Here is a 24816-nt window from a genome sequence, read left to right on the forward strand (position 1 = left end):
GAAAGAAAAAGGGAATCTGAGAGCCGCCTCAGAAGCGACGATGCGTTCTGCAAAACTGCGTTTTCCCGCAGGAAAACTGCCTGTTAGAGGTAGATTTCGAGTAACTTCTATGATGATTGCCTCTGTTTTGCATGTAAATATGCGTAGAATTTGGCGGTATGAGACGGAGATTTCTTTGTCTGATTTTGTTTTTCGTCTTTTTCGGCAAAAATTTCTTTTTTTCGCTCAAATCCAGCCGCTTATCTCAATTTGAGCGACACTTATTGCAGGGAAGTCACCATTGCTTCATTATAACAGTCAGATATCGATTTTTTTGCTTCGTCATCAGGTCAGATGAAGTTTAAGGTTTTTCTATTTTACAGTCACCCACACACCGATGAATACCAGCAGCAAGCCCAAGGCTCGGGTTAGATCAAAGGCGCGAAGATGTGCACCAAATAATCCATAATGGTCCAAAACCACGCTAACGACTAATTGTCCCGCAACGATCAATACCACCGCCGGAGCAACCCCAACGCGCGGAACCATATAACTCATCGCAGCGATGACGATCAATCCAAAGGCACCTGCTCCCAGGGCGTACCAGGGAACCTCACGCCAACGGGATAAATTCCTGCCCCCATAGAAAAGCAATGGCACCAGAGCCACCAATGCGCCGCCGATGTGAATATAAAAAACGCTCTCCAATGTGCCGAGTTTTTGGCTCATCAAACTGGCCAGGGGACCTTGCAAACCGACCGCAATCCCGCCAATTAACCCAAAGAATATCACAATCCCTAAAGTTCCCATTATTCTCCTTTGTGCATTGGATTATACACGCAAGTGGATGAAATGCCGTTTCGCGCGTGGACCCGAATTTGCTTCCCTTTTCAAACAGAATCTGGTCTGTTGCGTTGCTCGTTAACCCTGCCCCATTGAAATATCCTCATCCTGCACGACCAACCCCAGCAAGCCCACCATCTGAATGGCTTGCATCGGAGAGATCACCATCCCCTTAACAGCTGTGGCTTCGATCTGCATTCCATCAAGAACAGAGCCGCGCAGATCGGCCTGTTTTAGTTTGGTGTTTCTAAAATCAGCATAACTCAGATCACAATGATCGAAGGTGACTTTATTCAGGTCTGCACCTTCAAAGGTCGCATTTCGCAAAATAGATTTTTCAAAACGGATCGATTTTGCTTCAGCCAAAGAAAAGACCGCCCCTTCGAGATTGCAATCCCTGAAAAGAACATCATCCATTTGGGCTGCGAGCATTTGAACGCCCAGTAAACGACAATTGAGAAATTCGACTCGTTGCAGGCGACACCCTTCCAGAAAAGCGGCCGAGATATCGCAGCTTTCCAGGCGTACATCACGCAGGCGCAGTTTTGGCAACTGAGCACCTGTCAGCGTGACCCGCTCTAAAAGGCTCTCTTCAAAAATAACGTTCTTTGCCTTTTGCTCGACCAGATCACAGCCACTGATTTTCCTCTCGGCATATTCGTCATAATCTTCGAGAGATACCAGAGATAAAGCCTCGAGGCGCTTGGGGAGTCCTGGTTGGTGGATGCTCTGTTTTTTAGGGGGGTTCATTTTTTTTGCGATGGCAAACTCCCCTCTAAAAACACGCTCACCTTCTCCCAAAACTGCGGGTGGAGATGACAGTCGCTATGACCCTTCTCAGGAACAATCCACAACTGTGTCTTCTTAGGATTGGCGACAAGAAAATCTTCTGCCTGATCGATGGGGATGGTCTCATCATTTTCGCCATGCATCAGCAGTATCTCCGCTTTGGCATTGGGGATGTGAGTAAGAGGCGCGATTTTATTGAAATCAATCCCGTGCCGATAACGCATATATCCAAACAAGAATGATGCGATAAATTTCGGAATGTGTTTCTCTTCAAATTGTGCTGACATCACCTTAATAGGGTGGGAAAGTGCGCCGACTGTGATAACCGTTTGAATCCGCTCATCCTGCCCCGCCGCGGCGATAGCAGCCCCACCGCCAATAGACAAGCCAACCAGGCCAATTTCTGGTGAAGTGAGCTTCTCGCTGTTTAGCACATAATTCACTGCATCGAGAATATCTTCCGTAAAAGTGCCCACTGTAGGGTGCATAATCAAGGTGCTGTTTCCATGATTGCGGGCATCGAAAACAAGCAGGTTGTACCCCTGCGGATGAAGTTCGCGGATATAAGCCATCATCCGTTCCACGTTTCGGCTCCACCCGTGGACGAGGATCAGCGTCGGGGCATCTGGCGAGGCAGGTATCCACCAACCATATAGGTGACCACCATCTTGTGTCGGAATTTGAATCTCCTCGAAGGGGATCTCAAATTTAGCAGGCGTGTTGCGATGAGTCGTTATCTTGTACGCATACATTTTATCAATGCCGCGATCAAGAAGAAGGGAAATGATAACGATTGAAACGATAATCCAGAGCAGGGTCATTGGGCAATCCTATAATATTCCAACGCAGAGGGTTGGAGAAAGGGAATAATTTAATTCTGGTAGCAACGCTCCGCGTTGAGTTTCCTCAACTCAGAGCAATGTCAATCCTATAAGCAACGCTCTGCGTTGCGATGAGTAAAGGAACATGCATCTTCACCAATCCATGAAAACATTTAAAAGACCATCATTGCCATCGTAAAGCCCAGCGCTTGAATACACCCAGTCTTCTGATTTCTCTACATACCCTTTACGAACTGGGTTCTCATGGATATACAGGATTTTTTGATGCATCATTTTACGGTCATGAATACGTTTAGGTTGTACCCCTTCTTGCCAGAATTGATGTTCACGGTCTTTGCGGTGAGTAAGTTTTTGTTTGCTCAACTGCTGGAGTATATCTTGCTGATTGTGCTCTTTGAAATAGTCAATACTTATCCTAGCCGTATAAGACCTTAAGTTTGCCATTTCTTTAGATATATTATCGGCAGAAGCAATAGAATGAAGGTGTGTTTTCATTATCACATAAGCATAGAAAATAATCCGTTTTTCCTTTTGAAGAAAAGAGAGAGAGTTTAAGATAATTTTCGCAATCTCTGGAATAACTAAAAGGGGTAACCAATCAACAACCGTTGATGTGACAAAATATGGATTAATATCCCCCTTAAGAAATTTGTAGCTGGTGCGGCTCATTGCTGCTTTCCTGTGTTCTATAGTACTCCAACGCAGAGCGTTGGAGAAAGGGTAAAACACCATCTATTGCATAGTACTTCCTGGCAGCAACGCTCTGCGTTGCATCCCCTCATTTATTCCAACAATCCACGCATAAAATCAAGCAGACGCTGGACGTCATTGAAATTACTGGCGATGCCCACCGAGATACGCACAGCGCCTGATTCCTGCCCATCGAAACAGAGTTGGAAATCTTCAAAGCTGAGACGCTGCTTGTGCTCTGTCTGGGTGAAACAGGCGATTAACTCTGGCTTCTCCAATTCGAGGGCAACCTCGCCTGCACCGGGATTGCAGAAACAGCCCGTCCGCAAGGAGATATTGACCTTGTCGGCCTGATCCTCGATATAGCGGTGATTGAAGGCGATGCCATCTTTATTATAAAAATTAGCTGCAATTGTGCCACCGCGCATTTCTGTTTCAAGCGGACCGTAAATCCGTGCTAAAGGCTCACCCGTACTATGCTTCATCTCAGAAAGCTTGTCGAGCAGCCAGCCTGCCAGGCAGTTGACGCGTTCGTGGATCGCATCGTAGCCAACTTCGGCGATATGGCGTAGGCCGATCTCAATGGCCGGGATGTTGAGGTAATCGACCGTCCCATCTTCGAAGGCGGCATGACCCTCGGCCATATAATGTTTATCACCCTGAACGGAGACAACGGTAATTGTCCCGCCAGAAAACCAGGGACGCCGGAGCATCCCCAATGCTTCTCGCCGGGCGATTAACGCACCCAACCCTGTTGGGTAGCCGAAAATCTTATAAAACGAGAGCACGACAAAATCGGGGGCGATCCGGCTCAGATCCAGTTGATTGGTGGGGACAAAGGCCGCCGCATCCAGTAACACATCCCAACCATGCGATTTGGCCTCTGCAATCCACTCTAACGGATGCTGGACTCCTGAAAAGTTGGATTGTGCAGGAAACGAGAATAAGTTACGCGCCTGTGGATTGGCTTGCTTCCACGCATCTTCGAGTTGGTCGTGGGGGAGACGCATTTCTGGCAACGCGACCGGCATGTAGACAACTTTTGAACCATGCGCATTGGCAAATTCACGGATGCCGTTAACCGAATTATGGTTATCAAAGGCGAGCATATAGCGGCTATTTTCGTCAAAGGGATAGGATTCTCCAACCAGTTTGAGGGCTCCACTGGCATTGGCAGTAAAAATAACATCGTACTCTTCAGGGTCGGCCTTGAAAAATTCGAGAACGTAGGCACGCGCATTTTCAACCAGTTCGGTTGCGGCCATTGAGGTGGAGTTGGTCGAGTGCGGATTACCGAAAACATTGTTGGCGAGGATTTCCTGGTGCTTTGCAATTTGTGAGGAAGCGTAGAGTCCGCCGCCAGTGTAATCAAGATAAACCTGATTATTGCGATCGAGACGCTCATAGTCGCTGGCACGCAGGGCATCGAGTTTCTCAGTTGTTTTATATGGTGGGTACGCTCCAATAAATTCGGCAAATTCTTTTTCGTGAGACATATGATTTCCTTTGTGTATACAAATAAAGATTCCTGGATATTGCTGATTTCAGGAAGTGGTCATCAAAACAATCCACTGTGAAAGTGGAATTTGCGAGAAGGGCAGCAGCCCGACGAAGCAATCTCCTCGAATCTGAGACCGCTTCGGTGCACAAGCATGCTCCTCGCGGAATCATAATACGTTTTAAGCCGTGGTCATCAAAACAATCGCAACCAATGCTAGGCCAATTCCAGCCCACTGAGAGAATTGAATTTTTTCCTTCAAGATAAACCAGGCTAAAAAAACCGTCATACCAGGATAGAGAGAGCTTAGCACGGCAGAAATATCCAGCCGACCGGCTTGCCCGGCGAGAATATAGAGTGCATTCCCGCCGACATCGAAGAGGCCGCTAATAATGAGCAGATGCCAACTGCCTGATTCTATCCGAAAACTTTCTCGTTTGATTAATAAAAATAAGGCAATCGCAATCGTCCCGGAGGAGCGAGCAATGATGATTGGCCCAAGGACCAAATCTCGGCTGGCCTCGTGCATCAGGACGAAATAAAACCCAAAACCAAGGCCTGAGATCAGGGGGAGATGGAGATAATTTCGGACACTTTCGGAAAAAGTATCCGATGATTTTTCGATTGAAATCAATACCACTGCGATGAGTGCCAGCGCAAAAGCAAGGAAAATGATCGGTTGTGGCTGTCCATCGACGAAAACTCCCGCCACAATGGGAACGGCTGCCCCTAATAATGCCGAGAGCGGTGCGACCACGCTCAAACGTCCCCGCCGCAATCCTTCATAAAGTGCGAGTAAACCGATCGCGCCAACAATACCGGCAATGCTGCTCCATAGTAGCGTATGCTTATCGGGGAAAGTTTCGTGGATAATGGGTAATGCAGCCAGGGTGAAGATCAGGCCGATGGCTAGGGAAAACATCACAGCCCGATACGATCCTATCTTGCGGGAGGCCAATCCACCCGCGAAATCTCCCGTTCCCCAGGAGAGGGCGGAGGCAAGACCCAGTAAAGATGCAATCACTTAAAGTTTTCCAGCCGCTTTGGCTCGCTCAATTACACTCCGCGCAGACTTGACGAGGGGCATATCGATCATCTTGCCCTCGAAGGCGATCGCACCTGCGCCCTCCGCTTCGGCAGCCTCAAAAGCCTCGAGAAGGCGTTGAGCGTAGTCGATTGCTGCGTCGCTCGGCGAAAAGGCCTCCTGAACCGGCCCGACCTGGTTGGGATGGATAATCTGTTTCCCTGTAAACCCCATTTGCGCCCCTTGCAATGATTCGATTTTCAGGTTGACGGAATCCTTATAGTTCACAAAAACGATATCAATGGCTTGTAATTCATTCGCGGCTGCATGCAGGACGACTTTGCTGCGGGCATAAAGAATTTCCAAACCACCGCGCGTACGGGTCGCGCCGATGCTGGCAGCATAATCCTCTGCGCCGAAGATGAGTCCATCGAGACGGGGATGGGTGGCGATCTCTTTGAGATTGATGATCCCCTTTGTGCTCTCAACCCCTGCCAAAATACGGATGTGGTTGAGCGGCCAACCCTTTGACAGTTCCATCGCTTCGATCTGATCGCTGAGCCATTCAATTTGGGCAAGGGATTCTACTTTTGGGATAACTACGCCTTCAGGATGATATTTCAAGGTCGCAGCAAGATCGTCTGCTTCCAGGCCAGTACCGAAGCCGTTGATACGGATCAGCTTTTCAGCATTGCCAAAATCTAGTTCCTGCAAGGCAGTAGCGATGGTCTCTCGGGCTTTTTCCTTGCGATTATGGGCGGTGCCATCTTCCATATCCATGCAGATGGAATCCACCCCGAGGGTGATCGCTTTTTCGATTTTTGGGCGTGAATCGCCGGGCATATAGAGGAGTGCGCGTCTTGATTTCATATATTCTCCTGAAAGGAAGAGAAAAAAGCGTGACAAGTGAAAAGTGAAGTATGAAAACTATCATTACGTTTCACTCGTCATGATTCACTATTCTTTCATTAAAAACATCACTGTTCGTTCAAATTCAACGACAATCGTCCCATCGGGTTTCTTCCCCCAATGCTTGAGGCGCACAATGCCCACATTCGGCTTCGATTTGGATGCGCGCATTTCCAGCACTTCGGTCTCGGCGTAGACCGTCTCGCCGTGAAAAAGTGGATTGGGGTGCACAACGTGTTCGTAGCCCAAATTGGCGATGATCGTCCCCTCGGTTAATTCAGAAACGGTCAGGCCAGTGATCAATCCAAGCGTAAAAAGGCCGTTGACGATCCGCTGACCAAACTGCGTTTTGCTGGCAAAATCTTCGTTGCTATGCAGGGGTTGCGGATTCATCGTCAGCATCGAGAACATGACGTTGTCCATCTCGGTCACTGTGCGGCCATTGGAATGTTTGATCTTTTGGCCGACTTCAAGTTCGTTATAGTACTTTCCGGTCATAATTGCTCCTGATGCGTGAGAAGTGAAAAGTGATGAGTGATTTCACTTTTCACTCGTCAATCTCTCCAACTTCCACTAATAACTCTTCCCGTTCCACCGTCTGACCCTCTTCAACCGCCAGCTTTGCCACAACACCATCACGAGGCGCCTGAATGCGAATTTCCATCTTCATGGCTTCCAGCACGATGAGCGTCTGACCCTTGGTCACCATCTCACCCTCGCTGACGTTCACGGCCCGAATCTGCCCGGGCATGGGAGCAAGCAAACGTCCAGATGAGGCACCGCTCGCGCTCTCCCGCGCTGCACCGGATGATTTTTCCAGCATCCAGGTTTGACCGCCGAATGAGACCCACCGTCGCTTTCCATCTGCACTGACATACGCATCTATTTTGCGTCCATCCAGAATAAATGTCAACTGCCCATCGGCCACGTACTCCAGCTGCACCTCAACGATTTTCTCTCTGAATTGCACCTGATAACCTTCGCTCAAGGGGGTGATTTCCAACGCATAATTTTTGCCCTTATTTTCAAAAAAGCTTTTCATTTGGACCTCCGCAAGCGGAATCCGCTGGCTTTCTTCCATGGGCTAAAGGGGTCTGGAGACGATACTTGGGATGCGTTTCCGCCAATCGTTATGGCAGGCTGGACCAAATCTGCGAGAGCAGCGGCAATGAGCACCTCGTGGGGGATATTTGGGCTGGGTTTCCACTCGCCAAAGATTTCCTCGACCCAGCGCGTGGTCACCGTCCCCGCCTGAAAAGCATCATGCCCCAAAATTGCCTGCAAAAAGTCGACATTAGTGATCACTCCATGCACAATAGAATTCCGCAATGCATTTTGCAAACGCTGAATGGCAGTACCCCGATCCTCGGCGTGGACAATGATCTTCGCCAGCATCGGATCGTAATAATGACTGATTTCGCTGCCAGTAGCAATACCGCTGTCCACACGGATTCCCGGCCCGCCTGGCTCCCCAAATTTGAGAATTACGCCTGTGCTGGGCAAAAAGCTGTTGGCGGGATCTTCAGCATAAAGACGGGCTTCGATGGCATGTCCGCGCGGATTTAGATCCTCTGCCTCGTACGGAAAGGCCTCGCCCGCAGCAACGCGAATCTGCCATTGAACAAGGTCGATACCGAGCACCATCTCAGTGACGGGATGCTCCACCTGCAAGCGGGTATTCATTTCAAGAAAATAAAACTCATCCGTTTCGGGGTCAACTATAAATTCGACTGTGCCAGCGTTATAGTAATTTACGGCCTGCGCCACTGCGATGGCGGCTGCTCCCATCTTTTGACGGAGTTCATCATTCAATAATGGGGAAGGAGTCTCTTCAATAATCTTCTGGTGACGACGTTGCACGGAACATTCGCGTTCAAATAAATGCGTAATATGACCGTGCTGATCGCCAAAGACCTGAAATTCGATATGACGGGCAGAGGGGAGATATTTTTCCACAAGCAGGGTTTCATCGCCAAAAGCATTCAACGCCTCCCGCCGGGCGGACTCTATTCCTTCGGGTAGCTCACTTTTCTCCCAGACCACACGCATCCCTTTACCCCCGCCACCTGCCGCGGCCTTAACCAAAACAGGATAGCCGATCTTATCGGAGGCTTTTTCAAATTCGGCGAGAGTTTCAATTCCCTCTGCACCGGGGATGGTCGGCACTCCCGCCGCCTTCATCCGGATCTTTGATTCGGCTTTATCACCCATGATACGAATTGCATCCACTGGCGGGCCGATAAAGGTTAATCCCTCAGTACGAACAGCTTCCGCAAAATCTGCATTTTCTGATAGAAAACCATAACCGGGATGGATGGCCTCTGCGCCGGTTTCCCTGGCAGCGTTGAGCAACTTCTCGATATTGAGATAGGATTCCAGCGGCGCGGGCGGCCCGATCAGCACAGCTTCGTCAGCGTGTCGGACGTGGAGCGCATCCGCATCCGCTTCTGAGTAGACAGACACTGTCCGGATATCAAGTTCCTGACAGGCACGGATAATACGAATAGCGATTTCGCCTCTATTTGCTACCAGGATTTTCTTAAAGGGGGTACGTTTCATAATTGGGTTCTTTGGTGAATTGGAAGACTTGATGAGTGATGAGTGATAGGCGATAAGTGATAAGTGATAAGTGATAAGTGATAAGTGATTTTATGGCATAGGGGCGTTGTGAATATCTTGGAGAGTGTTGGTTTCGTATATTCCATCTTCTTCTCTGATGCCTTTTGATTTTCTTTGTTGTGGAACCATTTTTAGCAATAAACGGATAATTTGTGTGGTGAGTGACATGCGATGATTAAATACATCTTCACTCAAGATATGATGTGCTTTGTAGTACCAATCGCGGCTTTCACGGGCAGAACCTAATGAGTATTCATAAAAGCGTGCACGGTCACGACCAGTGCTTTTGGAATAGCCTTCAGCGATATTCGCGCTAATTGAGCCAACGGCTCGATAAAGCTGATCGGCGAGACTGCGCGTTCGTTTGTCCTTAACGAGTTTGGAAACATCTTGCCAGCAGATTTCTGACAGAAAGAGAGCTAGACGATATGCTTCAACTTTCCAAAGAGAATCCCCTGTAATTTCATTTGGGACAGTTTTTACCCAATCATCATAATTCATCGTAACCCTCACCATTCAACATCACGTTTCACTCGTTACTTCTCATTTATCTCTTTCCTCTTTCTTAAATCTCAATTCACTCATCACTTTCCACGCTTTTCACTTCTCACTCGTCACTTCACCACTCCTCACATCCTAAAAACCCCAAACCCACCTTTTTCAACAGGCGCATTCAAAACAACTGACAAGGCCAAACCAAGCACCTCACGCGTGTCAATGGGATCAATAACACCATCATCCCAAAGGCGGGCGGTGGAGTAGTAGGGATTGCCTTCGGTTTCGTATTTCTCCAATATCGGTGCTTTGAACGCCTCCGCTTCTTTTGGCGTCATCGGCTCTGCGCCCTCTCGGGCAAGTTGATCTTGTTTGACGGTCAGCAGCACATTGGCAGCCTGCTCTCCACCCATAACGGAGATGCGCGCATTCGGCCACATCCACAGGAAGCGAGGTAAATAACCGCGTCCGCTCATGGCATAGTTGCCCGCGCCAAATGAACCGCCGATAACGACCGTCAGCTTGGGAACGCTGGTATTTGCGACCGCATGGACCATCTTTGCGCCATCTTTGGCAATACCGCCTGCCTCGTATTCCTTACCGACCATGAAACCGGTAATATTTTGTAGAAAAATCAGGGGCGTGCCTCGCTGCTCGCATAACTCAACAAAATGCGCGCCTTTTAATGCTGATTCACCAAAGAGGATCCCGTTATTAGCGATGATCCCCACCGGGTAACCACAGACGCGAGCGAAGCCAGTTATCAAGGTTGTACCGTAACGTGCCTTAAATTCGCGGAACTTGCTCCCGTCCACAAGGCGGGCGATGATTTCGCGCACATCATAAGCCTCCCGGAAGGTCGTCGGCAGGATTCCGTAGATCTCCTCGGGCGGGTATAAAGGCTCCTCTGGCGGAAGCAAGCCCAAAGTCGAGAGATGGGTGTCGTGCTGTGGGGCGGGTGGAAGAGTCTCGACAATATCTCTCAAAATCTGGATGGCGTGGTCATCGTCCTCGGCAAAATGATCCGCCACACCAGACAGACGTGTGTGGACATCTGCCCCGCCGAGTTCCTCAGCCGTGACGTCTTCGCCGGTTGCGGCCTTGACGAGGGGCGGGCCACCGAGAAAGATCGTGCCGGTGCCTTTGACGATGACCGCTTCATCGCTCATCGCCGGGACGTATGCTCCGCCTGCGGTACAACTCCCCATGACTGCCGCGATCTGCGGGATGCGTTTTGCGCTCATCCGGGCCTGATTGTAGAAGATGCGCCCGAAGTGATTTTGATCGGGAAAAACCTCGGCCTGGAGCGGCAAAAAAGCCCCGCCCGAATCGACCAGATAGAGACAGGGGAGATGATTTTCTTCGGCGATCTGCTGAGCACGGAGATGCTTTTTAACCGTGATTGGATAGTAGGAGCCTCCCTTGACAGTGGCATCGTTGGCGACGATCATCACCTCTCGCCCGGAAACCCGACCGATACCCGTTACCAATCCAGCGCCAGCTGCGGCGCCGTTATACAGTTTCTTTGCGGCCAGCGAAGATAATTCCAAAAAGGGAGACCTGGGGTCAAGCAGGCGTTCGATCCGCTCACGAACAAAAAGTTTCCCTTGTTCCTCCTGCCGTTGACGATATTTTGGCCCGCCGCCTTCTTCAGCTTCAGCAATATGCTGGCGCAATTCTTTGGCCAGCGCACGATGATGCTGGGCATTTTTTTTTATATTCGGATCGTTGGGGTCGATATTTGTAAGGAGAATATTCATAAGCCACCATTCTAAAAGGGTAACTAGAGTTTAGCATATGCATTGGTGTGGGTAAAGACTGGGCGTGAGATATAATTTCGCCATCTCTATCTTAATAGGAAAACAAATGCAGACATCTTCTGAAGTAGATTTTTCTCAAAAATGGTCCGTTCTTTTGGCCGTAGGGATGGGCATCTTTCTGGCGACTATCGACGGAAGTATTGTCAATATCGCGCTCCCCACGCTGGTCAGCTCCTTCCAGACCGATTTCGCCCTGGTGCAATGGGTGGTGCTGTCCTATCTGCTGACCGTGACCACACTGATGCTCGGCATTGGCCGGCTGGCGGATATTTACGGAAAGAAACCGATCTACACGGCGGGATTTATCGTCTTCACAGCGGGATCGGTACTGTGCGGCCTCTCGCCAACGATCTACACATTGATCGGATTTCGTATCGTCCAGGGGGTTGGCGCAGCAATGATCATGGCGCTGGGGATGGCTATTGTAACGGAAGCATTCCCTCCATCCGAGCGTGGGCGTGCGCTGGGGATTACCGGAACAATCGTCTCTGTAGGAATCGCACTCGGCCCAACACTGGGCGGTTTGATCGTCAAAAATCTCTCCTGGAATTGGATCTTCTTTGTCAATTTGCCCATTGGCATCCTGGGCACTTTGATGGTCGTGCGCTATGTGCCCGCCTTCAAACCGAAGGGCGGAGAGCGTTTTGACTACTGGGGCGCGCTGACTTTGTTCATCGCCTTGCTGGCATTGTTGGTCTCGCTCACCCTGGGCCAGCGCAACGGATTTGGTGATTCCACGGTTTTGCTTTTGGCTACTGTATTCGTACTTTTCCTGACGGTCTTCATCCTGATCGAGCTGCGTCTGGAGCAGCCAATGCTTGATCTACGCCTCTTCAAAAACAGTCTCTTTTCGGTCTCGCTGGTGACGGGTTTCCTGATCTTCCTTTGCCTTTCTGGCTCGTTGATCCTGATGCCCTTCTATGCCGAGAATGTACTTGGCTACGACCCGCAGCAAACGGGATTGTTGATGGGAACTGTGCCGATTGCGCTGGGAATCATTGCCCCGATCTCCGGTTCGCTTTCAGACCGTTTTGGCTCGCGACCGATCACCGTGGCGGGATTGGCGGTGCTGATGATCGGCTTCCTGGCAATCAGCTCGTTGGATGCCGAGACGACAACTCTGGGTTATATCATCCGCTTCCTGCCCATAGGCATTGGGATGGGCATGTTCCAGTCGCCTAATAACAGCGCCATCATGGGAGCCGCACCGCGCGAACGCCTTGGGATTGCTTCCGGTATGTTGGCAATGACCCGCACCCTCGGCCAGGTCACGGGGATCGCCATCCTTGGCGCCCTCTGGGCGGGACAGGCCTTCAAATATGCAGGCACGGTTCTGCCAGGCGGCGCGACAAGCGCGCCAATTCCTGCGCAGGTGCTGGCTTTACGGGATACTTTTATGCTTGTCAGTGTTTTGATCTTTGCAGCGCTATTATTGAGTATTTGGGGGCTTAGAGAGGAACAAAAGCAGAGAGTCTAACCATTCAGACCCCGTTTGTGGGGGCTTTTGTAAGATTTATGCTTTTAATAATCTGTGAAAATCTGCCTGATCAGTGTTGTCCGCGTTCTATTTTAAGCTTTTCCAACAAGCGCTCGGCCCCCTCATACGCGACCCTGTATGATTGGGGTTTCTCAGAAAATTCTTGGGCAACAGTTAGACTCCGTTAAATAAAAAATCTCCCCTTAAAGCATGCCTCCGCTGGAAATTATCCAGCGGAGGCTTTCGCCAAAGGAGGAGACGATATGAGGAGCATCTTCTAAAAGATGTTTTATAGTCTCCAATAAAATCTTACCTGATTGCGCAATTAAGTACAAAGCTAAAGGTCACAACCTTTATGTGACTATCTTCACAAACGTATTAATCTGTGCCAAAGCCTGTTCGATATCTTCGTATGCATTTACGCTCAACAAGGGATCCGGATTACCGGTGATCATCTTCGAGACCGCCCTCCCCGCCTGGTAGAGGCATAAAACCGGCTTGCCCAGGTTGAGGGCGTATCCAATTTCGTAACCAACTCCGTGGGAGGGAACACTGACCTCGGCGATAAGAATATCGCTGGCCTGAATCCAGTCAACATCACGTGCGTAGATTTCGCCCGGGACTACGACTCGCTCCAGATCCAGAATATTTGAGTCGGCGAGATGCGCGGTCGGGACCTCGTATCCCTGATCCAGTAAATAGCGCGTGATGGCCTGATAATTCTTTTCATATTCACGCCCCCCCGTGATGGAACAGGCAAAGTAAATTTTCATTCTTTGTAAGAAAAGGATTTAAAGATTGAGCTGGTGTCGTCTTTTCTTTTTCCGGTGCCAAGATCGCCGCCGGTGCGCAAGCTCTCCATTTCTGAGCTTAGACGCATCCAATTATCTACGAGAAGAACAAGATGAGGCGATTTATCCTTAAAGAAAAAAGGGGAGAGGAAAAAGCGCAACACTTTTTGAGACATTGGAGGGCTTTTAAAATCAACGACTATCGCTGTCTTTGACATCAAAGGGGTCATTGCCTCAAAATGCCAGCTTGACATTCCCGTGGCCGGGAAAAGCTCGATCATTTTAGTGACAGTTGTTTTATGAAATCGCTTATAAGAAATCTTTAGCCTTAGGAAAGGCGTTACCAGGCGTAAGTGATCTTGGTAAGGGCGCACATAAGCTGCTTTGCGCATCAGGAAGATAAAAATGGTCATCACGAATGCGGCCGCGCTGATCAGTAGCAGAGCTAAATCCTGCCATTCTTTTTCAGCTTTATAAAGGGGCATGAACCACCAGAGAATAAAGAGGACGATACTCAGTGCAAGCGTGGCAGGCCACCAGCGACTGAGGGTATGTTCATAGATCAACAGCGGATAACGTTTGCCTGCCTTTGCCATTTTAGTTCTCTTCCTCTGCCACCCCAAGCTGTTTGCTGAGTTCAGCGATCTTTTGTCCAAGATGCTCCTCGCGCAAACTAAAGGTAACATCACCACGGGTGCGTTCAATGATGCTCCGGCCAACATCGGTTTGACGGCGCAGGCCATGGGTGATTGCATCGGGATAATCCATCGTGACGAGGACAGCGTAGATATCATCCATATGACCCAGCAGACGTTCGGTCTCCTGCGAATAGCCGCTGCGCAGTTCATCCAGTGTGCGACGACGGAGTTCACCGATCACTTCAGAGAGACCCTTGAGATAGGTGGCGTGGGGAACATCAAGCTCTTCGAACATGACGAGGGGCTGATCTTTGATCAAGGCACAGGTAACCTTGGCCTCAACATATTCCTTGAGGGCATCCTGGGTATAGCCGGTATAAAAAAGATCAGGATGATCGGCGAGATCGTCCTTGAGCGCTTGTGCCAATTTGGCAGCTTCCTCAAGGTTTTCGTTCATCAGATCAATATCGTCGCGATGCACAGCCCGGATCGCCTGGGCACAGAATCTGATCAGCGCGCGGGAGTGGGTCAGGGCCTGGTCGCGGGCAGCAGTCTGTATATCAAATTTTGCGCGGATCTGCTCGGCAACAATTTCAAGTTTTTCCATTATTCTTCCTTCGCGTCTGGGTCAGGCGATAAAAATGGTTTAAAGAGATTATCAGCGAGGGTATTGCTCTTGGGGAGAGCGATTTCGCCAAAAGAGTTCTCGTAGCGGGAAAGATTTTCGGTCAACGCTTTCAATAGCAATTTCGCACTGACCGGAGTCATCACAACGCGGGCAGAGACTTTTGCTTTTTGTGTGCCCGGCAAAAGATGGGCAAAATCGAAGACAATATCTGCCGGAGAATGCGCGATCCGCGCCAGATTGGCATAGGTCGTTTCAATATCCGGCGAGGCGTTGATCGTGATCCTTTGGGGCTGGACAGGGGGCTTCTTGCTCATATTTTTCTCCCAAACGCTCTAAAACGGGATGTCATCATCCGAGGGCGGCATCATATTATCTTGCCCCTGTCCATAATCGCCGCCACCGCCGTCACCGCCGCCTTGATCATCGCTGCGGGATGAGAGGAAGCGTACTGTTTGGGCAGTGACCTCAAAGGATGCGCGTGGGGAGCCATCATTCGCAGTCCAGATGCGCGGGCCGCCAGTTGCAGAATCGGCCGTCATGCGCCCCTCGACCAGCACCTTCGAGCCTTTTTTCAAGTAGGTATTGCAGGCTTCGGCCTGTTTGCCCCAAACCGAGACACGGAACCAGGTCGTTTCTTTTACCTTTTCGCCGCTATTTGCCGTGTATTGACGATTTGTGGCAATCGACAAATTGGTCACAGCCTGGCCGTTTGGGGTATAGCGCATTTCCGGGTCGTTGCCCAGATTGCCAACAAGTACAAGTTTTTGATACATGGGGAATTCTCCTTTTGGGTTTAGTGAACGCCGCATCGCGCGACGTTGCTGAGTCCCCCTATTTTACTCGAAAATAAATCTTAAAAAGTATAGGAAATTAATGGGATTTCCATTTCCTCGGGAGTCAAGCCACCGTGATGCCCATAATGCTTCTGCTCAAATTTATCTTTGACATACCACCAGACGGATTGGTAGCGGTAAGGCAAAATGATCAGATTCCCCACCCGCGAGAGAAAGCTTTCTGAGATCGTTGGGCCGAAATAACCCGTCTCGATCAGGTCCTGCGTTTTGAGGACATCTGCTTTTCCCTCCAGCCGAGATGTGAGAAAAATCTGCGCCTCGTCGAGGAGTTCATCTTTGACGTAGAGGAACATATCCCGGGGAGAGCCGGAGGGGACGAGCAGCTCACCCTTTTGATTGGATTTTAAAAAGCGCTCCACACCTGCGAAGGCTGGCTCCCGATTGAGATAGATCGTGGTGGCTGGATCAACTTCCATATGACCGTGATCTGCGGTCAGCAGGAAAAGTGTCTTCTCGGGAGGATCTTGAGATAAGGGAAGCAAAAACCGGTTCAGGAGCGTGTCAAGGGTGGTTTCAATTTCCGCCCGCGCCTGAGGGGAGGAGGGACCATATTGATGCATGATCGAGTCTATATCCCCAAAATAAAATCCGATGTATAGTGGAGTCTGGGACTCGTCCAGCAGGATCCGCAGGTTGACCATTGCCTCGCTTAGTGTTTTGTAGGCATGTCTTTTTGCGCCATCCATAACGGTATCCGAGTAGGGCGAGTGGCAGAAGTCGCGATGCTGAAAGAGATGCGCATCCACGCCCAAAGCAGAGAGGGCAGAGTAAATATTTTTGGTGGGATAAAACTCGCTCGGCGGGATGCCGCTGGATTTGGCCGTATCGCGCTCGATGGTTCCCGCATAGGAGAAAAGCAGCGGGGCGAAGATGGCATCGAGTTTGGGCTCGTAATATTGCCACTCGAAAACCCCGTTCTCGCCGACGGGCTGTCCCGTATGCCAGGTGGTGACGTGCGCCGCCGTGGTGGAGGGAAATTGGGCGATGATCTTCTCAATATCCCCTTGTTTGGCAAGTTCGACGAAGAAGGGATGCTCTTTGAATTCCTGGTAAAAACGCCAGCCAAAACCATCGATAAAAAAGAAGAGCAAGGTTTGGTACTCTTTCTTTTCAAAGATATTTTGAATGCGTTGGGGCAGATGGGCAAAGCCACCTGAGTCGTAACGGGGTTTGAGGAAGGTTGGGTTCATTTTTGTTCCCGTATAGGCTGCATTTCTCTACATTGTGGAAAATTCAGGCAACCATAAAATTGCTTTCCTGCATGGTGCCCCTTTTTTACTGTTCTCAAGACCATCGGGATATTGCATTTGGGACAGAGTGGAGCGGATGATAAAGTCGCAACTTCCTTTTGATCAGGTGTGACAACATCACCATTATTTTTTTTTAAAGACTGAAGCGATTTTATTTATAATTTCATCACGATTATATGACCTTTGAACAGGAAAACGCAACAAAGGTAAATTTGCTACATGAAAAACATCATTCACGAACGCGTCACGAGTTTGCCTATCAGAACGTTTATGGCTGGCATCATCTAATTCGATTCCAAATAAGGGCTTCATTGTCACAGGATCACAAACTAGAAAATCCAAATGTTTTTGCGAAACTTTTCCAAAGTAAGCTTTATTTTCATTCGGACGCGAAACAAAGAAAATATCTGCCAAACGAACTTTGGACTGAATCACCAAACGCGTCTCTGCAATTGAAACCAACACTTTGTAAAAAGATAATTCAGCAGGGGAAAGAAAATCATCCCGTACACGAAATGGAAGCTCACTCACTTCCATTTTTTTTCGTTTTAAAAACGGGAGGAAAATACTTAAACAACCATTGTTATTTTTTGCCATTTTTTCTAACCTCCTAAAGGCTTTTTTTTTCTAGGCATTATTGTTTCCCGGAATTGTTGTTCTCCAATAAATCAGTTTCATTAATTTCTTTCTTACAAGTTCAGTTCACATTTCCCGATCTATCCCATCATCAACCTCGCCGCGCGTCTCCCGATCTCGACCGCGAAATTCGTTCCCCGATCCCAGGGGTAGACCTGGCTCATGCTGGCAAAGTAGATCCCATCCACAGGGGTCCTGATCTCGGGGATATTCTCTGAATGTCCCAACTGCGGCACGGGCTGGGCATAATCCGCTTTGAAAGCCCAGACCTTGCTCACCCAATCGCGTTCAAATTTGGGGTTGATCCGCGCAAAACTATCCGCGAATTTATCCATCAGCTCATCGGCGCTCAAGTCAAAATGCGCATGCCCCGGCTCGAGATAATCACCCGCATAGACGATATGATCCCCGCCAAAATGCTCCGCTCCAACATAATTGGTATGCTCCACCAGGGCCAGAAAGGGGAATCCATCTCCTTTTGGCAAATTGAACCAATAATAGCCCTGCTCCGAAAGCTGATGTTTTAAGGCCGCCACCAGCACGACCGCGCCCATATGCTTGAGATTTTTCAAGGCACCCAAATAATCTTCGGGGAGATCGGGGACGAGGAAAGCCATTGCCGCCGGGGAGGTGGTCACCAGAACCTGATCGTACTCTTCCGCACCCGATTCCCCCGTCACGCTCACCTGATCTGAGGTCTGCCTGTCCCCTTTAGGGGAGCTCCGGACAATTTTCAACACCCGCGCTGATAAGCGGATCTCCACTCCCATCTCGCACAGCTTCTCGGCGAAAGAATCCGCAAAGGCCTGGAATCCACCCACAAAGGTACCCAGTTTCGTCGTCCGGGCGTGGATACGTGCCCAAAACCAGGACATGGGCACATCCTTATAATGACGTCCAAATTTGCCGATCAGCATCGGCTCCCACATCGTTTCGTAGACGCGGTTCCCGGCCCATTTCCGCATCCAGGCATCGACGGTGAATTTTTCCAGCGCGCGCCAATTCTTTGTCAGTTTCAGAAAAACGCCCACCAAACCAAAACGGATCTTGTCCAGACCCCATCCCAACCCCGGGAAAAGCAAAGCCTGCGTGATCGAGTCGAAGGGATACCATTTTTCATTATGCAGCAAAACGGTATAGGGGCGAGGGAATAGGACTTTATCGCTCAATCCCAATTCTTCGATCAGCCCAAGCATATGATTATCGCTGGCAAACCAGTGATGATAGAAACGGTCTACGGTCCAATCCCATTTTGGGTCCTTGAAACCGCCCGCCAACCCGCCGACAGAATCCATCCCCTCGTAGATCGTGACCTGATTCCCGGCTTTTGCCAGATCGTAGGCGGCAGATAAGCCAGCGTAGCCTGCGCCGATAATTCCAATTTTCATATTTCTTATCCTTGTTTTCAAACACAAAGAGCACAAAGTTACACAAAGTAAAAGCTAAAAAACTATTGTGACTCCTCGTGTCCTTAGTGTTTAATCTTTACTTTCTTCCACTACCTCTTTCCATGAGAAAACATCTTTCCAGGACATGCCCCCCTGCGTCAGATAAATAATAAAATAATATAAACCCAACACAGTGATCGGCAACCAGAGCGCTGCGTGTAAAACCAAGGTATAGGCCGCGGCAGTAGCATGATCGATCCCATAAGCAACCAAGACCGCAATGCCGGGCGCATCAAATGTCCCCACATACCCCGGCGCGGAGGGGATGGTCGTCGCCAGATTGACGATCCCGTTCATCAGCATCAGGGCAAAATATGAGACGCTGAATTTAAAGGCATGCATCACGAACCAGTATTTTCCCGTTTCCAATAACCAGATGATCGCTGAGGTAAAAAAGACCATCAGGATATTGAAGGGCGAACGCAGTGATTCCAGGCCGTCAAGGAACTTATTCATCAGGTCGATGACTTTCTGGTGAATACCTTTGGGCAGCAGGCGTTGAATGAACCAGAGGCCCACTTTCTTGGTAATATGCGGGAACATGGCCGCCAACAAAAAGATCGCCAACGCACCGATGAAGACCCCCGTTCCGATAATAGCCACCTGCTGGATATTGCCCACGAAACCCGAATCACCAGTCAGCTTTGCCAACTCAGACAGGTTGAGGAAAATAAAGGCCAGCATCACGACCCCGTCAAAGATCCGTTCCACAATGACGGTTGCCAGCGAGGCAGAGATGGGCACTTCCTCACGCTGTTTCAAAAAGACAGCCCGCAGCACTTCCCCGATCCGTGCCGGAAAAATATTATTTCCCATATAGCCAATCGCTACTATCGGAAACATCTTTTTTGTGCTAACTTCCTTCAAGGGCTTGATCAGAAAATGCCAGCGCCAGGCCCGGATCCAGACGGCGATAAAATACACCAGCACGCCCGGGAGAAGCCAAATATACTCTGCCCCACGCATGATCGTCTGCACATCAGCGAGCTTCAACCCGCGCAATGAGATCCACAAAAAGAAAGCGCTGAGGCCAACGCCCAGCATGATCGGCCCAACCTTTCTAATATTTCTTTTCATGCTGGCGATTCTATCACGAAGCCAATTTACAAAGCCCTTTTAGAAGTGCAATAACTCCCTTCCCTTCGGTTATAATTTCCCTATGAAAATCGATCAGCCTGCCCCGGAATTCTCCCTTATTGATCTGGAAGGAAATCCACATTCCCTCTCAGATTATCGCGGAGGGATCGTCATCATCAACTTTTGGTCAGCCGAATGTCCGCACGCAGCACGCGTGGATTTGGGTCTGCTCCCGTTGATTGAAGGATGGGGCGAGAATGTGCGTCTTCTGCAAATCGCATCAAATGGCAACGAGCCGTTTGAGATGTTGAAAGAGGTTGCAGATAAACGAGGCGCGCATCCCATCTTACAGGATCCAGATCACAAGGTGGCGGATATCTATGAGGCGACAAATACCCCGCATATCTTCATTCTCGATGGAGAGGGATTTCTCCGCTATCAAGGTGCTTATGATGACGTCGCTTTCCGTCAGCGCACGCCCACGCGGAACTATGCTCAGGAGGCGGTTGAGGCGTTGATTAAAGGTGGCAAGCCTGAGGTCGCGGATGTCCCGCCTTTCGGGTGTACGATCGTAAGAATGAATTGATCCATTCGAAAATCGAGTAATAACTATGGCAACTCTTGAAGAAAAAGCTGCTTTTTTAGATAAAATCCACCTCTTTCGGCGCATGGATGATAATTCGATCTTCGCCATCGCAGAAAATTTCAAGAAGGTTTCATATAAAGCCGGGGATACGATCATTGAACGCGGAGAGCAATCAAAATTTCTTTATCTTATCTATCAGGGCAGAGTGCGCTTGAACCGTGAAGGCCAGGGGCAAAGGGATGTTCTTTTTGTAAGTGGGGACTATTTTGGAGCAGAGGCTGTACTGCCAAAAGAAATCCGTCACTCAAAGGTGACTGCCGAAAAAGATGCGGTCTTGCTAAGGCTTGATCCCCTGGATTTTGCTCAACTGAGTAATAGCATCCCTTATCTGAAAGAAAATCTGAAGGTTTCTGTTTTTGGCCGTCGATTGGTGAAAAAAATCCACTTCGATTGGGTACGAGAAGATGAGGTGATTTATTTTTTTGGCCGGAAACATCCAATTTTATTATGGCAAGCGATGATCATTCCGGTTGTATTGATGATGGTCCTTGTTGGGATGTTTTTGCTTTCAAGTCTCAGTTTGGCCATCTCTCCGGTGATTATTTCAGCCGGTCTTGGTGCCATGGTCCTGATATGGGGACTTTGGCGTTGGGAAGATTGGCGCAATGACTACTATATCGTCACAAATCAGCGAGTCGTTTGGATAGAAAAGGTCATCGGCATTCACGATAGCAGGCAAGAAGCTCCCCTGGGAGAAATATTATCTGTAGGCGCTGACGTTGATTTTATTGGGCAATTTTTCAAATATGGCGATGTGAATGTGCGAACCTTTGTGGGAAATATCCACTTGCACCATGTCCATCATCCCTATCAGGTCCGGCATATCATCGAAGAATTATGGAAACGCGCGCAAATTAAAGGGACCAGGGCCGAAAAGGCTGAACTCAAAACGGCTATTCTCGAACGGCTCAAAAATCCCGATCCGGTTGAACTAAAAGAGAAAACAGAACCCAAGGTTGAAGAAACCCGGGATAGATGGTCTTCCCCGAAAAAAGCAGGTAATCTCCTGAAGCTGCGCTTTGAGGCAGGCAAGACAATTATCTATCGCAAACATTGGGTAGTGCTCTTTAAACAAGCCAGTCTTCCCGGGTTCCTCGCAGCCATCTTCATTGCACTTTTAACCTACCAGGGTGTAGGGATTTTGTTCAGTCAGTTTGAAATTGTTATCCTAAACACATTTTTGTTGGGGGTACTTTCCCTAATTACCCTTTTTGTTATCGGTTGGGCTGTCTACCAGTATATCGATTGGAGTAACGATACCTTCCAGGTTACTGAAGATAAAATATTCGATATTGATCGCAAACCTTTGGGGAGTGTAGAAAGTCGCTCTGCTCCGATCGAAAATATTCACAGCACCAGATACGAACGGAAAGGTGTTTTGGCCTATATATTCAACTATGGCACAGTTTATATGGAAGTCGGTACCGCCAACTTTGCCTTTGAAGATGTCTTAAACCCCGCTGCAGTGCAACAAGATATTGACAATCGCCGTATGGCCCGCATCAACAAAGAAAAGAGAAATGAGCAACAAAAAGAACAGGATCGCATGATTGATTGGATGGTGGCGTATCATCAAAGCGCAAGTGATCTTGATCAAAATCTGGAAGATACGGACGACCAATCGGAAGATACGGACGATCAGGAAGAATGGCAAATTGACGATAGCGATATTTATTTGGAGTAAAGATGAAAAACAATCTCCTTGTCCCAATGCTCTGCGTTGGGGTACTGTAGACTAGCAACAACGCAGAGCATTGCTGCTAGAAAAAAGGTGTTTTGCGTAAGTCCTATGGAGTAAAGATGAAAAATAAATATCACTCTTTTCTAAGAATCACTCTCCTGACCCTGTTTGCTTTATCGTGCTCCCTCTTTTCCTCTATCCCGATGGAACCACAGCCTGGGGTACCAGAGGCTGCCCCGCAAGAAGAAGTAGAGCAGCCTTCACAGTCAGAAGATATATTTCCCATCTCCGACCTGCCCACAGGTATTATTGCTAAAAAAAACGGCACCTTATCCCTTTTTGACCGCGAGGGCTACACCCTCACACAGCTAAATGCGACAGGATTATCTTATGTCGATAAAAGCAACCTTCATATTGCAAAAGGCTTTTCGCAGGAGAATACCGGCTTATCCATCGTTTATTTTTCCATTGAGCAAAATAACTCACTACTTTTCAACAATTATGGGCAAATCTCCACCTTACTCTCCAATCCCAATTTTTCAGGGTTGGCTGGCGCGGAGGGAAAACCGATCATCGCCTTTACAACGGCTGAGTTTTCTGGCGAAAGCCTGATCGGTAATTTATATGTGGGGACAATCCAATCACTGCCAACAGCAGAGCCGGTCTTGAGCGATAATGATCCGCAGGGATGGGCGCTGGTTGCCCTGGCAGTGGATACCTATAATGAAGAGCCAATCGGGGTATGGTATAGCAAACGTCCCTGGGGTATCGGCGGAGATATTGTCTTTGACCCGCGCCGGACGCTCTCTTATCTTGATCTGCAAACAAGGGTAAGCTCCCAATACCTCGGAGCGGAGGCAAATCCTTCGGCAATCTCTACGGACCGAAAATGGTTGGCCTACACAAATGATACCAGCGTGGGAGCAGGCTCGGGTGCGATGGTGGTCCGCAACGTCCAGACGGGAGAGAATATCTCCTATCCCTTATTGGCCGCAGTCGATCAGCGCGGCGCAGGACAAGCATCCTTCTCCCCGGGTAATCAATATCTGGCCTGGATGGAGGGGAGCGGCTGGCAGATGGCTGAAGTACCCAATTTTCACTCAGTGGTGCGGGTGGGTAACATGAACGGGAACGTGATTGCCGAATTTGCGGATACCGCTTTCCTGGCGGTCTCTGGCCTGGGAACGGTCCAGCGCGTGGAACCAGTTGGATGGTTTGACGACAATAGCCTTGTTATCATGGCGCGCGGCGAGCTTTGGGAAGATGCGGTCTTGATTTTAGTCGATATCCCCACTAAAATACCAAGCTTATTGGCTCAGGGTGTTTTTGCTGGATTTACCTATCCATAATATTTAGTATAGTTCGTATAAATATAAAGAAACCGAAGTGCCAGGAACACGGAATTCCCGGTCAAGTGCCCCTCTTTTGTTTAGATAGTTCACGATAAAATCTTCTTCGTTAATCGAAGCGTTTTCATGAACATGGCTAAAGATAAACCAGACGCGCCCATCCAACTCATCAATTTCGTTTAGAAAATCATTCGGTTGCCCTTGGTGATTGCCCCCAAGAATGTAGGGGCTATTCTCAAGATGATATTTTGGGAGATAAAAAAGAAAAGCTGGTTCAGCAAAGTAATATACATAGATCGTATCATCTTCTTTGAAATGGTCTTTAATATAGCCCATGCTAGGGCGAATATGCTCACGATACAGTGGGGCTTTTAATTTTTCAAATGATGAACTAACTGGAGAATATAGAATATAAGCCGCAAGAAGTAGCGTTATGCCAAAAGATAAATTTTTAGACTTTATTAAAGAGCTGAGCTTATCAAGTCCTGCGCCAAAGAATAAAAGGAAAATTGGTACTGAAAAGAGCATCATCCGTTCTGCAAGTGGGTATTTCTGGATCAACCCCGCCACAAATGTAAAAGCCATTGTTAGAAGTAAAGCAAGTGCAACCTGCCATTTTGTACGCCATAGGAAAACGATCCCACCTAATAATAGGAGAAAAAGAATTATGGAATGTCCATCAAGACCAAGTGGATTTTGAAGGATACTTGCCCAAAATTTCCCGAACCATTGAATCGTTGGAGGGATTGGCACAAAGGCATCTTCCCAAAAAGAGCGTAAAAAATCACTTGCGGATAATGGTCGTAGATGAAACCAGTAGAGCAGGCTTGCAC

The 24816-nt window shown here is 48.8% G+C and carries 28 protein-coding genes; 5 read left to right on the forward strand and 23 right to left on the reverse strand.

All coding sequences use genetic code 11. The annotated features are described in order from the left end of the window. Positions 1-351: 351 nt before the first annotated feature. The 12 genes from AC3DOM_RS03615 to AC3DOM_RS03670 form a co-directional block, all read right to left on the reverse strand. On the reverse strand, positions 352-789 hold the full coding sequence (locus AC3DOM_RS03615) for a DMT family transporter (RefSeq protein WP_487917660.1): 438 nt from the start codon (positions 787-789) through the stop codon (positions 352-354). Between the two features lie 111 nt (positions 790-900). Then, positions 901-1572, reverse strand: a complete 672-nt coding sequence (locus AC3DOM_RS03620; RefSeq protein ID WP_487917661.1) for a pentapeptide repeat-containing protein — start codon at positions 1570-1572, stop codon at positions 901-903. Then, complete coding sequence (locus AC3DOM_RS03625) at positions 1569-2432, reverse strand: alpha/beta hydrolase (protein ID WP_487917662.1); 864 nt, start codon at positions 2430-2432, stop codon at positions 1569-1571. Before AC3DOM_RS03625 ends, AC3DOM_RS03620 begins: the two co-directional genes overlap by 4 nt. A gap of 153 nt (positions 2433-2585) precedes the next feature. Continuing rightward, on the reverse strand, positions 2586-3122 hold the full coding sequence (locus tag AC3DOM_RS03630) for an REP-associated tyrosine transposase (protein WP_487917663.1): 537 nt from the start codon (positions 3120-3122) through the stop codon (positions 2586-2588). A gap of 113 nt (positions 3123-3235) precedes the next feature. Further along, on the reverse strand, positions 3236-4639 hold the full coding sequence (locus AC3DOM_RS03635) for an aminotransferase class V-fold PLP-dependent enzyme (protein WP_487917664.1): 1404 nt from the start codon (positions 4637-4639) through the stop codon (positions 3236-3238). A gap of 183 nt (positions 4640-4822) precedes the next feature. Next, the gene (locus AC3DOM_RS03640; protein WP_487917665.1) at positions 4823-5665 is read right to left on the reverse strand and encodes an EamA family transporter; all 843 of its coding nucleotides are present in this window, start codon (positions 5663-5665) and stop codon (positions 4823-4825) included. Further along, on the reverse strand, positions 5666-6535 hold the full coding sequence (locus AC3DOM_RS03645; RefSeq protein WP_487917666.1) for an HpcH/HpaI aldolase/citrate lyase family protein: 870 nt from the start codon (positions 6533-6535) through the stop codon (positions 5666-5668). Positions 6536-6622: 87 nt separating this feature from the next. Then, a complete protein-coding gene (locus tag AC3DOM_RS03650; protein ID WP_487917667.1) occupies positions 6623-7072 on the reverse strand; it encodes a MaoC family dehydratase in 450 nt (149 codons plus the stop codon). Positions 7073-7121: 49 nt separating this feature from the next. Beyond that, positions 7122-7616 (reverse strand): biotin/lipoyl-containing protein, encoded by a 495-nt coding sequence (locus tag AC3DOM_RS03655; protein ID WP_487917668.1) that lies wholly within the window; start codon positions 7614-7616, stop codon positions 7122-7124. After that, positions 7613-9133 (reverse strand): acetyl-CoA carboxylase biotin carboxylase subunit, encoded by a 1521-nt coding sequence (locus AC3DOM_RS03660; RefSeq protein WP_487917669.1) that lies wholly within the window; start codon positions 9131-9133, stop codon positions 7613-7615. The genes AC3DOM_RS03655 and AC3DOM_RS03660 overlap by 4 nt, the downstream gene beginning before the upstream one ends. 90 nt (positions 9134-9223) lie before the next feature. Beyond that, positions 9224-9694, reverse strand: a complete 471-nt coding sequence (locus AC3DOM_RS03665) for a four helix bundle protein (protein WP_487917670.1) — start codon at positions 9692-9694, stop codon at positions 9224-9226. Between the two features lie 128 nt (positions 9695-9822). Beyond that, complete coding sequence (locus AC3DOM_RS03670) at positions 9823-11448, reverse strand: carboxyl transferase domain-containing protein (protein WP_487917671.1); 1626 nt, start codon at positions 11446-11448, stop codon at positions 9823-9825. Between the two features lie 106 nt (positions 11449-11554). Between AC3DOM_RS03670 and AC3DOM_RS03675 the strand changes: the two genes are divergently transcribed. After that, positions 11555-12985, forward strand: a complete 1431-nt coding sequence (locus AC3DOM_RS03675) for an MFS transporter (protein ID WP_487917672.1) — start codon at positions 11555-11557, stop codon at positions 12983-12985. Positions 12986-13338: 353 nt separating this feature from the next. Here AC3DOM_RS03675 and AC3DOM_RS03680 read toward each other — a convergent pair whose 3' ends face one another. From AC3DOM_RS03680 to AC3DOM_RS03725, 10 genes are all read right to left on the reverse strand, one after another. Then, complete coding sequence (locus tag AC3DOM_RS03680; RefSeq protein WP_487917673.1) at positions 13339-13758, reverse strand: nucleoside 2-deoxyribosyltransferase; 420 nt, start codon at positions 13756-13758, stop codon at positions 13339-13341. Further along, positions 13755-14261, reverse strand: coding sequence for a hypothetical protein (locus AC3DOM_RS03685; protein ID WP_487917674.1), 507 nt, complete (start codon positions 14259-14261; stop codon positions 13755-13757). Before AC3DOM_RS03685 ends, AC3DOM_RS03680 begins: the two co-directional genes overlap by 4 nt. Before the next feature lie 112 nt (positions 14262-14373). Next, positions 14374-15021 carry a haloacid dehalogenase gene (locus AC3DOM_RS03690; protein WP_487917675.1) on the reverse strand — a complete coding sequence of 216 codons (648 nt, stop codon included), beginning with the start codon at positions 15019-15021 and terminating at the stop codon, positions 14374-14376. Then, a complete protein-coding gene (locus tag AC3DOM_RS03695) occupies positions 15021-15356 on the reverse strand; it encodes a DUF3467 domain-containing protein (protein ID WP_487917676.1) in 336 nt (111 codons plus the stop codon). Before AC3DOM_RS03695 ends, AC3DOM_RS03690 begins: the two co-directional genes overlap by 1 nt. Before the next feature lie 18 nt (positions 15357-15374). Then, positions 15375-15815, reverse strand: a complete 441-nt coding sequence (locus tag AC3DOM_RS03700) for a single-stranded DNA-binding protein (protein ID WP_487917677.1) — start codon at positions 15813-15815, stop codon at positions 15375-15377. An 80-nt stretch (positions 15816-15895) separates the two neighbouring features. Next, positions 15896-17086 carry an alkaline phosphatase family protein gene (locus tag AC3DOM_RS03705; RefSeq protein WP_487917678.1) on the reverse strand — a complete coding sequence of 397 codons (1191 nt, stop codon included), beginning with the start codon at positions 17084-17086 and terminating at the stop codon, positions 15896-15898. Beyond that, positions 17083-17190, reverse strand: a complete 108-nt coding sequence (locus tag AC3DOM_RS03710) for a hypothetical protein (RefSeq protein ID WP_487917679.1) — start codon at positions 17188-17190, stop codon at positions 17083-17085. The genes AC3DOM_RS03705 and AC3DOM_RS03710 overlap by 4 nt, the downstream gene beginning before the upstream one ends. A 79-nt stretch (positions 17191-17269) precedes the next feature. Further along, complete coding sequence (locus AC3DOM_RS03715) at positions 17270-17743, reverse strand: DUF2726 domain-containing protein (RefSeq protein WP_487917680.1); 474 nt, start codon at positions 17741-17743, stop codon at positions 17270-17272. Positions 17744-17862: 119 nt separating this feature from the next. Continuing rightward, on the reverse strand, positions 17863-19170 hold the full coding sequence (locus AC3DOM_RS03720) for an NAD(P)/FAD-dependent oxidoreductase (RefSeq protein WP_487917681.1): 1308 nt from the start codon (positions 19168-19170) through the stop codon (positions 17863-17865). Between the two features lie 90 nt (positions 19171-19260). Next, on the reverse strand, positions 19261-20307 hold the full coding sequence (locus AC3DOM_RS03725) for a lysylphosphatidylglycerol synthase transmembrane domain-containing protein (RefSeq protein ID WP_487917682.1): 1047 nt from the start codon (positions 20305-20307) through the stop codon (positions 19261-19263). Positions 20308-20389: 82 nt separating this feature from the next. On the opposite strand from AC3DOM_RS03725, the gene AC3DOM_RS03730 reads away from it, so the two are divergent. The 3 genes from AC3DOM_RS03730 to AC3DOM_RS03740 all read left to right on the forward strand — a co-directional run bounded on the left by AC3DOM_RS03730 (position 20390) and on the right by AC3DOM_RS03740 (position 23983). Continuing rightward, positions 20390-20893: a redoxin domain-containing protein gene (locus AC3DOM_RS03730; RefSeq protein ID WP_487917683.1), complete on the forward strand. Its 504-nt coding sequence runs from the start codon at positions 20390-20392 to the stop codon at positions 20891-20893. Between the two features lie 25 nt (positions 20894-20918). Then, positions 20919-22637 carry a cyclic nucleotide-binding domain-containing protein gene (locus tag AC3DOM_RS03735; RefSeq protein ID WP_487917684.1) on the forward strand — a complete coding sequence of 573 codons (1719 nt, stop codon included), beginning with the start codon at positions 20919-20921 and terminating at the stop codon, positions 22635-22637. 116 nt (positions 22638-22753) lie between these two features. Further along, positions 22754-23983 carry a hypothetical protein gene (locus AC3DOM_RS03740; RefSeq protein WP_487917685.1) on the forward strand — a complete coding sequence of 410 codons (1230 nt, stop codon included), beginning with the start codon at positions 22754-22756 and terminating at the stop codon, positions 23981-23983. A gap of 3 nt (positions 23984-23986) precedes the next feature. On the opposite strand, the gene AC3DOM_RS03745 is transcribed toward AC3DOM_RS03740, so the two are convergent. Next, complete coding sequence (locus AC3DOM_RS03745) at positions 23987-24568, reverse strand: hypothetical protein (RefSeq protein WP_487917686.1); 582 nt, start codon at positions 24566-24568, stop codon at positions 23987-23989. Between AC3DOM_RS03745 and AC3DOM_RS03750 the strand changes: the two genes are divergently transcribed. Continuing rightward, on the forward strand, positions 24568-24816 hold a 249-nt coding region (locus AC3DOM_RS03750; RefSeq protein ID WP_487917687.1), incomplete at its 3' end, for a hypothetical protein. The genes AC3DOM_RS03745 and AC3DOM_RS03750 overlap by 1 nt on opposite strands.

The organism is Candidatus Desulfolinea nitratireducens, assembly GCF_982879505.1.

What these genes read in the sequence shown, in the direction of transcription:
- AC3DOM_RS03615 (WP_487917660.1), bottom strand. Translation starts at nt 789, where the DNA reads ATGGGAACTTTAGGGATTGTGATATTCTTTGGGTTAATTGGCGGGATT.
- AC3DOM_RS03620 (WP_487917661.1), bottom strand. Translation starts at nt 1,572, where the DNA reads ATGAACCCCCCTAAAAAACAGAGCATCCACCAACCAGGACTCCCCAAG.
- AC3DOM_RS03625 (WP_487917662.1), bottom strand. Translation starts at nt 2,432, where the DNA reads ATGACCCTGCTCTGGATTATCGTTTCAATCGTTATCATTTCCCTTCTT.
- AC3DOM_RS03630 (WP_487917663.1), bottom strand. Translation starts at nt 3,122, where the DNA reads ATGAGCCGCACCAGCTACAAATTTCTTAAGGGGGATATTAATCCATAT.
- AC3DOM_RS03635 (WP_487917664.1), bottom strand. Translation starts at nt 4,639, where the DNA reads ATGTCTCACGAAAAAGAATTTGCCGAATTTATTGGAGCGTACCCACCA.
- AC3DOM_RS03645 (WP_487917666.1), bottom strand. Translation starts at nt 6,535, where the DNA reads ATGAAATCAAGACGCGCACTCCTCTATATGCCCGGCGATTCACGCCCA.
- AC3DOM_RS03650 (WP_487917667.1), bottom strand. Translation starts at nt 7,072, where the DNA reads ATGACCGGAAAGTACTATAACGAACTTGAAGTCGGCCAAAAGATCAAA.
- AC3DOM_RS03655 (WP_487917668.1), bottom strand. Translation starts at nt 7,616, where the DNA reads ATGAAAAGCTTTTTTGAAAATAAGGGCAAAAATTATGCGTTGGAAATC.
- AC3DOM_RS03660 (WP_487917669.1), bottom strand. Translation starts at nt 9,133, where the DNA reads ATGAAACGTACCCCCTTTAAGAAAATCCTGGTAGCAAATAGAGGCGAA.
- AC3DOM_RS03665 (WP_487917670.1), bottom strand. Translation starts at nt 9,694, where the DNA reads ATGAATTATGATGATTGGGTAAAAACTGTCCCAAATGAAATTACAGGG.
- AC3DOM_RS03670 (WP_487917671.1), bottom strand. Translation starts at nt 11,448, where the DNA reads ATGAATATTCTCCTTACAAATATCGACCCCAACGATCCGAATATAAAA.
- AC3DOM_RS03675 (WP_487917672.1), top strand. Translation starts at nt 11,555, where the DNA reads ATGCAGACATCTTCTGAAGTAGATTTTTCTCAAAAATGGTCCGTTCTT.
- AC3DOM_RS03680 (WP_487917673.1), bottom strand. Translation starts at nt 13,758, where the DNA reads ATGAAAATTTACTTTGCCTGTTCCATCACGGGGGGGCGTGAATATGAA.
- AC3DOM_RS03685 (WP_487917674.1), bottom strand. Translation starts at nt 14,261, where the DNA reads ATGCCCCTTTATAAAGCTGAAAAAGAATGGCAGGATTTAGCTCTGCTA.
- AC3DOM_RS03690 (WP_487917675.1), bottom strand. Translation starts at nt 15,021, where the DNA reads ATGGAAAAACTTGAAATTGTTGCCGAGCAGATCCGCGCAAAATTTGAT.
- AC3DOM_RS03695 (WP_487917676.1), bottom strand. Translation starts at nt 15,356, where the DNA reads ATGAGCAAGAAGCCCCCTGTCCAGCCCCAAAGGATCACGATCAACGCC.
- AC3DOM_RS03700 (WP_487917677.1), bottom strand. Translation starts at nt 15,815, where the DNA reads ATGTATCAAAAACTTGTACTTGTTGGCAATCTGGGCAACGACCCGGAA.
- AC3DOM_RS03705 (WP_487917678.1), bottom strand. Translation starts at nt 17,086, where the DNA reads ATGAACCCAACCTTCCTCAAACCCCGTTACGACTCAGGTGGCTTTGCC.
- AC3DOM_RS03710 (WP_487917679.1), bottom strand. Translation starts at nt 17,190, where the DNA reads ATGGTCTTGAGAACAGTAAAAAAGGGGCACCATGCAGGAAAGCAATTT.
- AC3DOM_RS03715 (WP_487917680.1), bottom strand. Translation starts at nt 17,743, where the DNA reads ATGGCAAAAAATAACAATGGTTGTTTAAGTATTTTCCTCCCGTTTTTA.
- AC3DOM_RS03720 (WP_487917681.1), bottom strand. Translation starts at nt 19,170, where the DNA reads ATGAAAATTGGAATTATCGGCGCAGGCTACGCTGGCTTATCTGCCGCC.
- AC3DOM_RS03725 (WP_487917682.1), bottom strand. Translation starts at nt 20,307, where the DNA reads ATGAAAAGAAATATTAGAAAGGTTGGGCCGATCATGCTGGGCGTTGGC.
- AC3DOM_RS03730 (WP_487917683.1), top strand. Translation starts at nt 20,390, where the DNA reads ATGAAAATCGATCAGCCTGCCCCGGAATTCTCCCTTATTGATCTGGAA.
- AC3DOM_RS03735 (WP_487917684.1), top strand. Translation starts at nt 20,919, where the DNA reads ATGGCAACTCTTGAAGAAAAAGCTGCTTTTTTAGATAAAATCCACCTC.
- AC3DOM_RS03740 (WP_487917685.1), top strand. Translation starts at nt 22,754, where the DNA reads ATGAAAAATAAATATCACTCTTTTCTAAGAATCACTCTCCTGACCCTG.
- AC3DOM_RS03745 (WP_487917686.1), bottom strand. Translation starts at nt 24,568, where the DNA reads ATGGCTTTTACATTTGTGGCGGGGTTGATCCAGAAATACCCACTTGCA.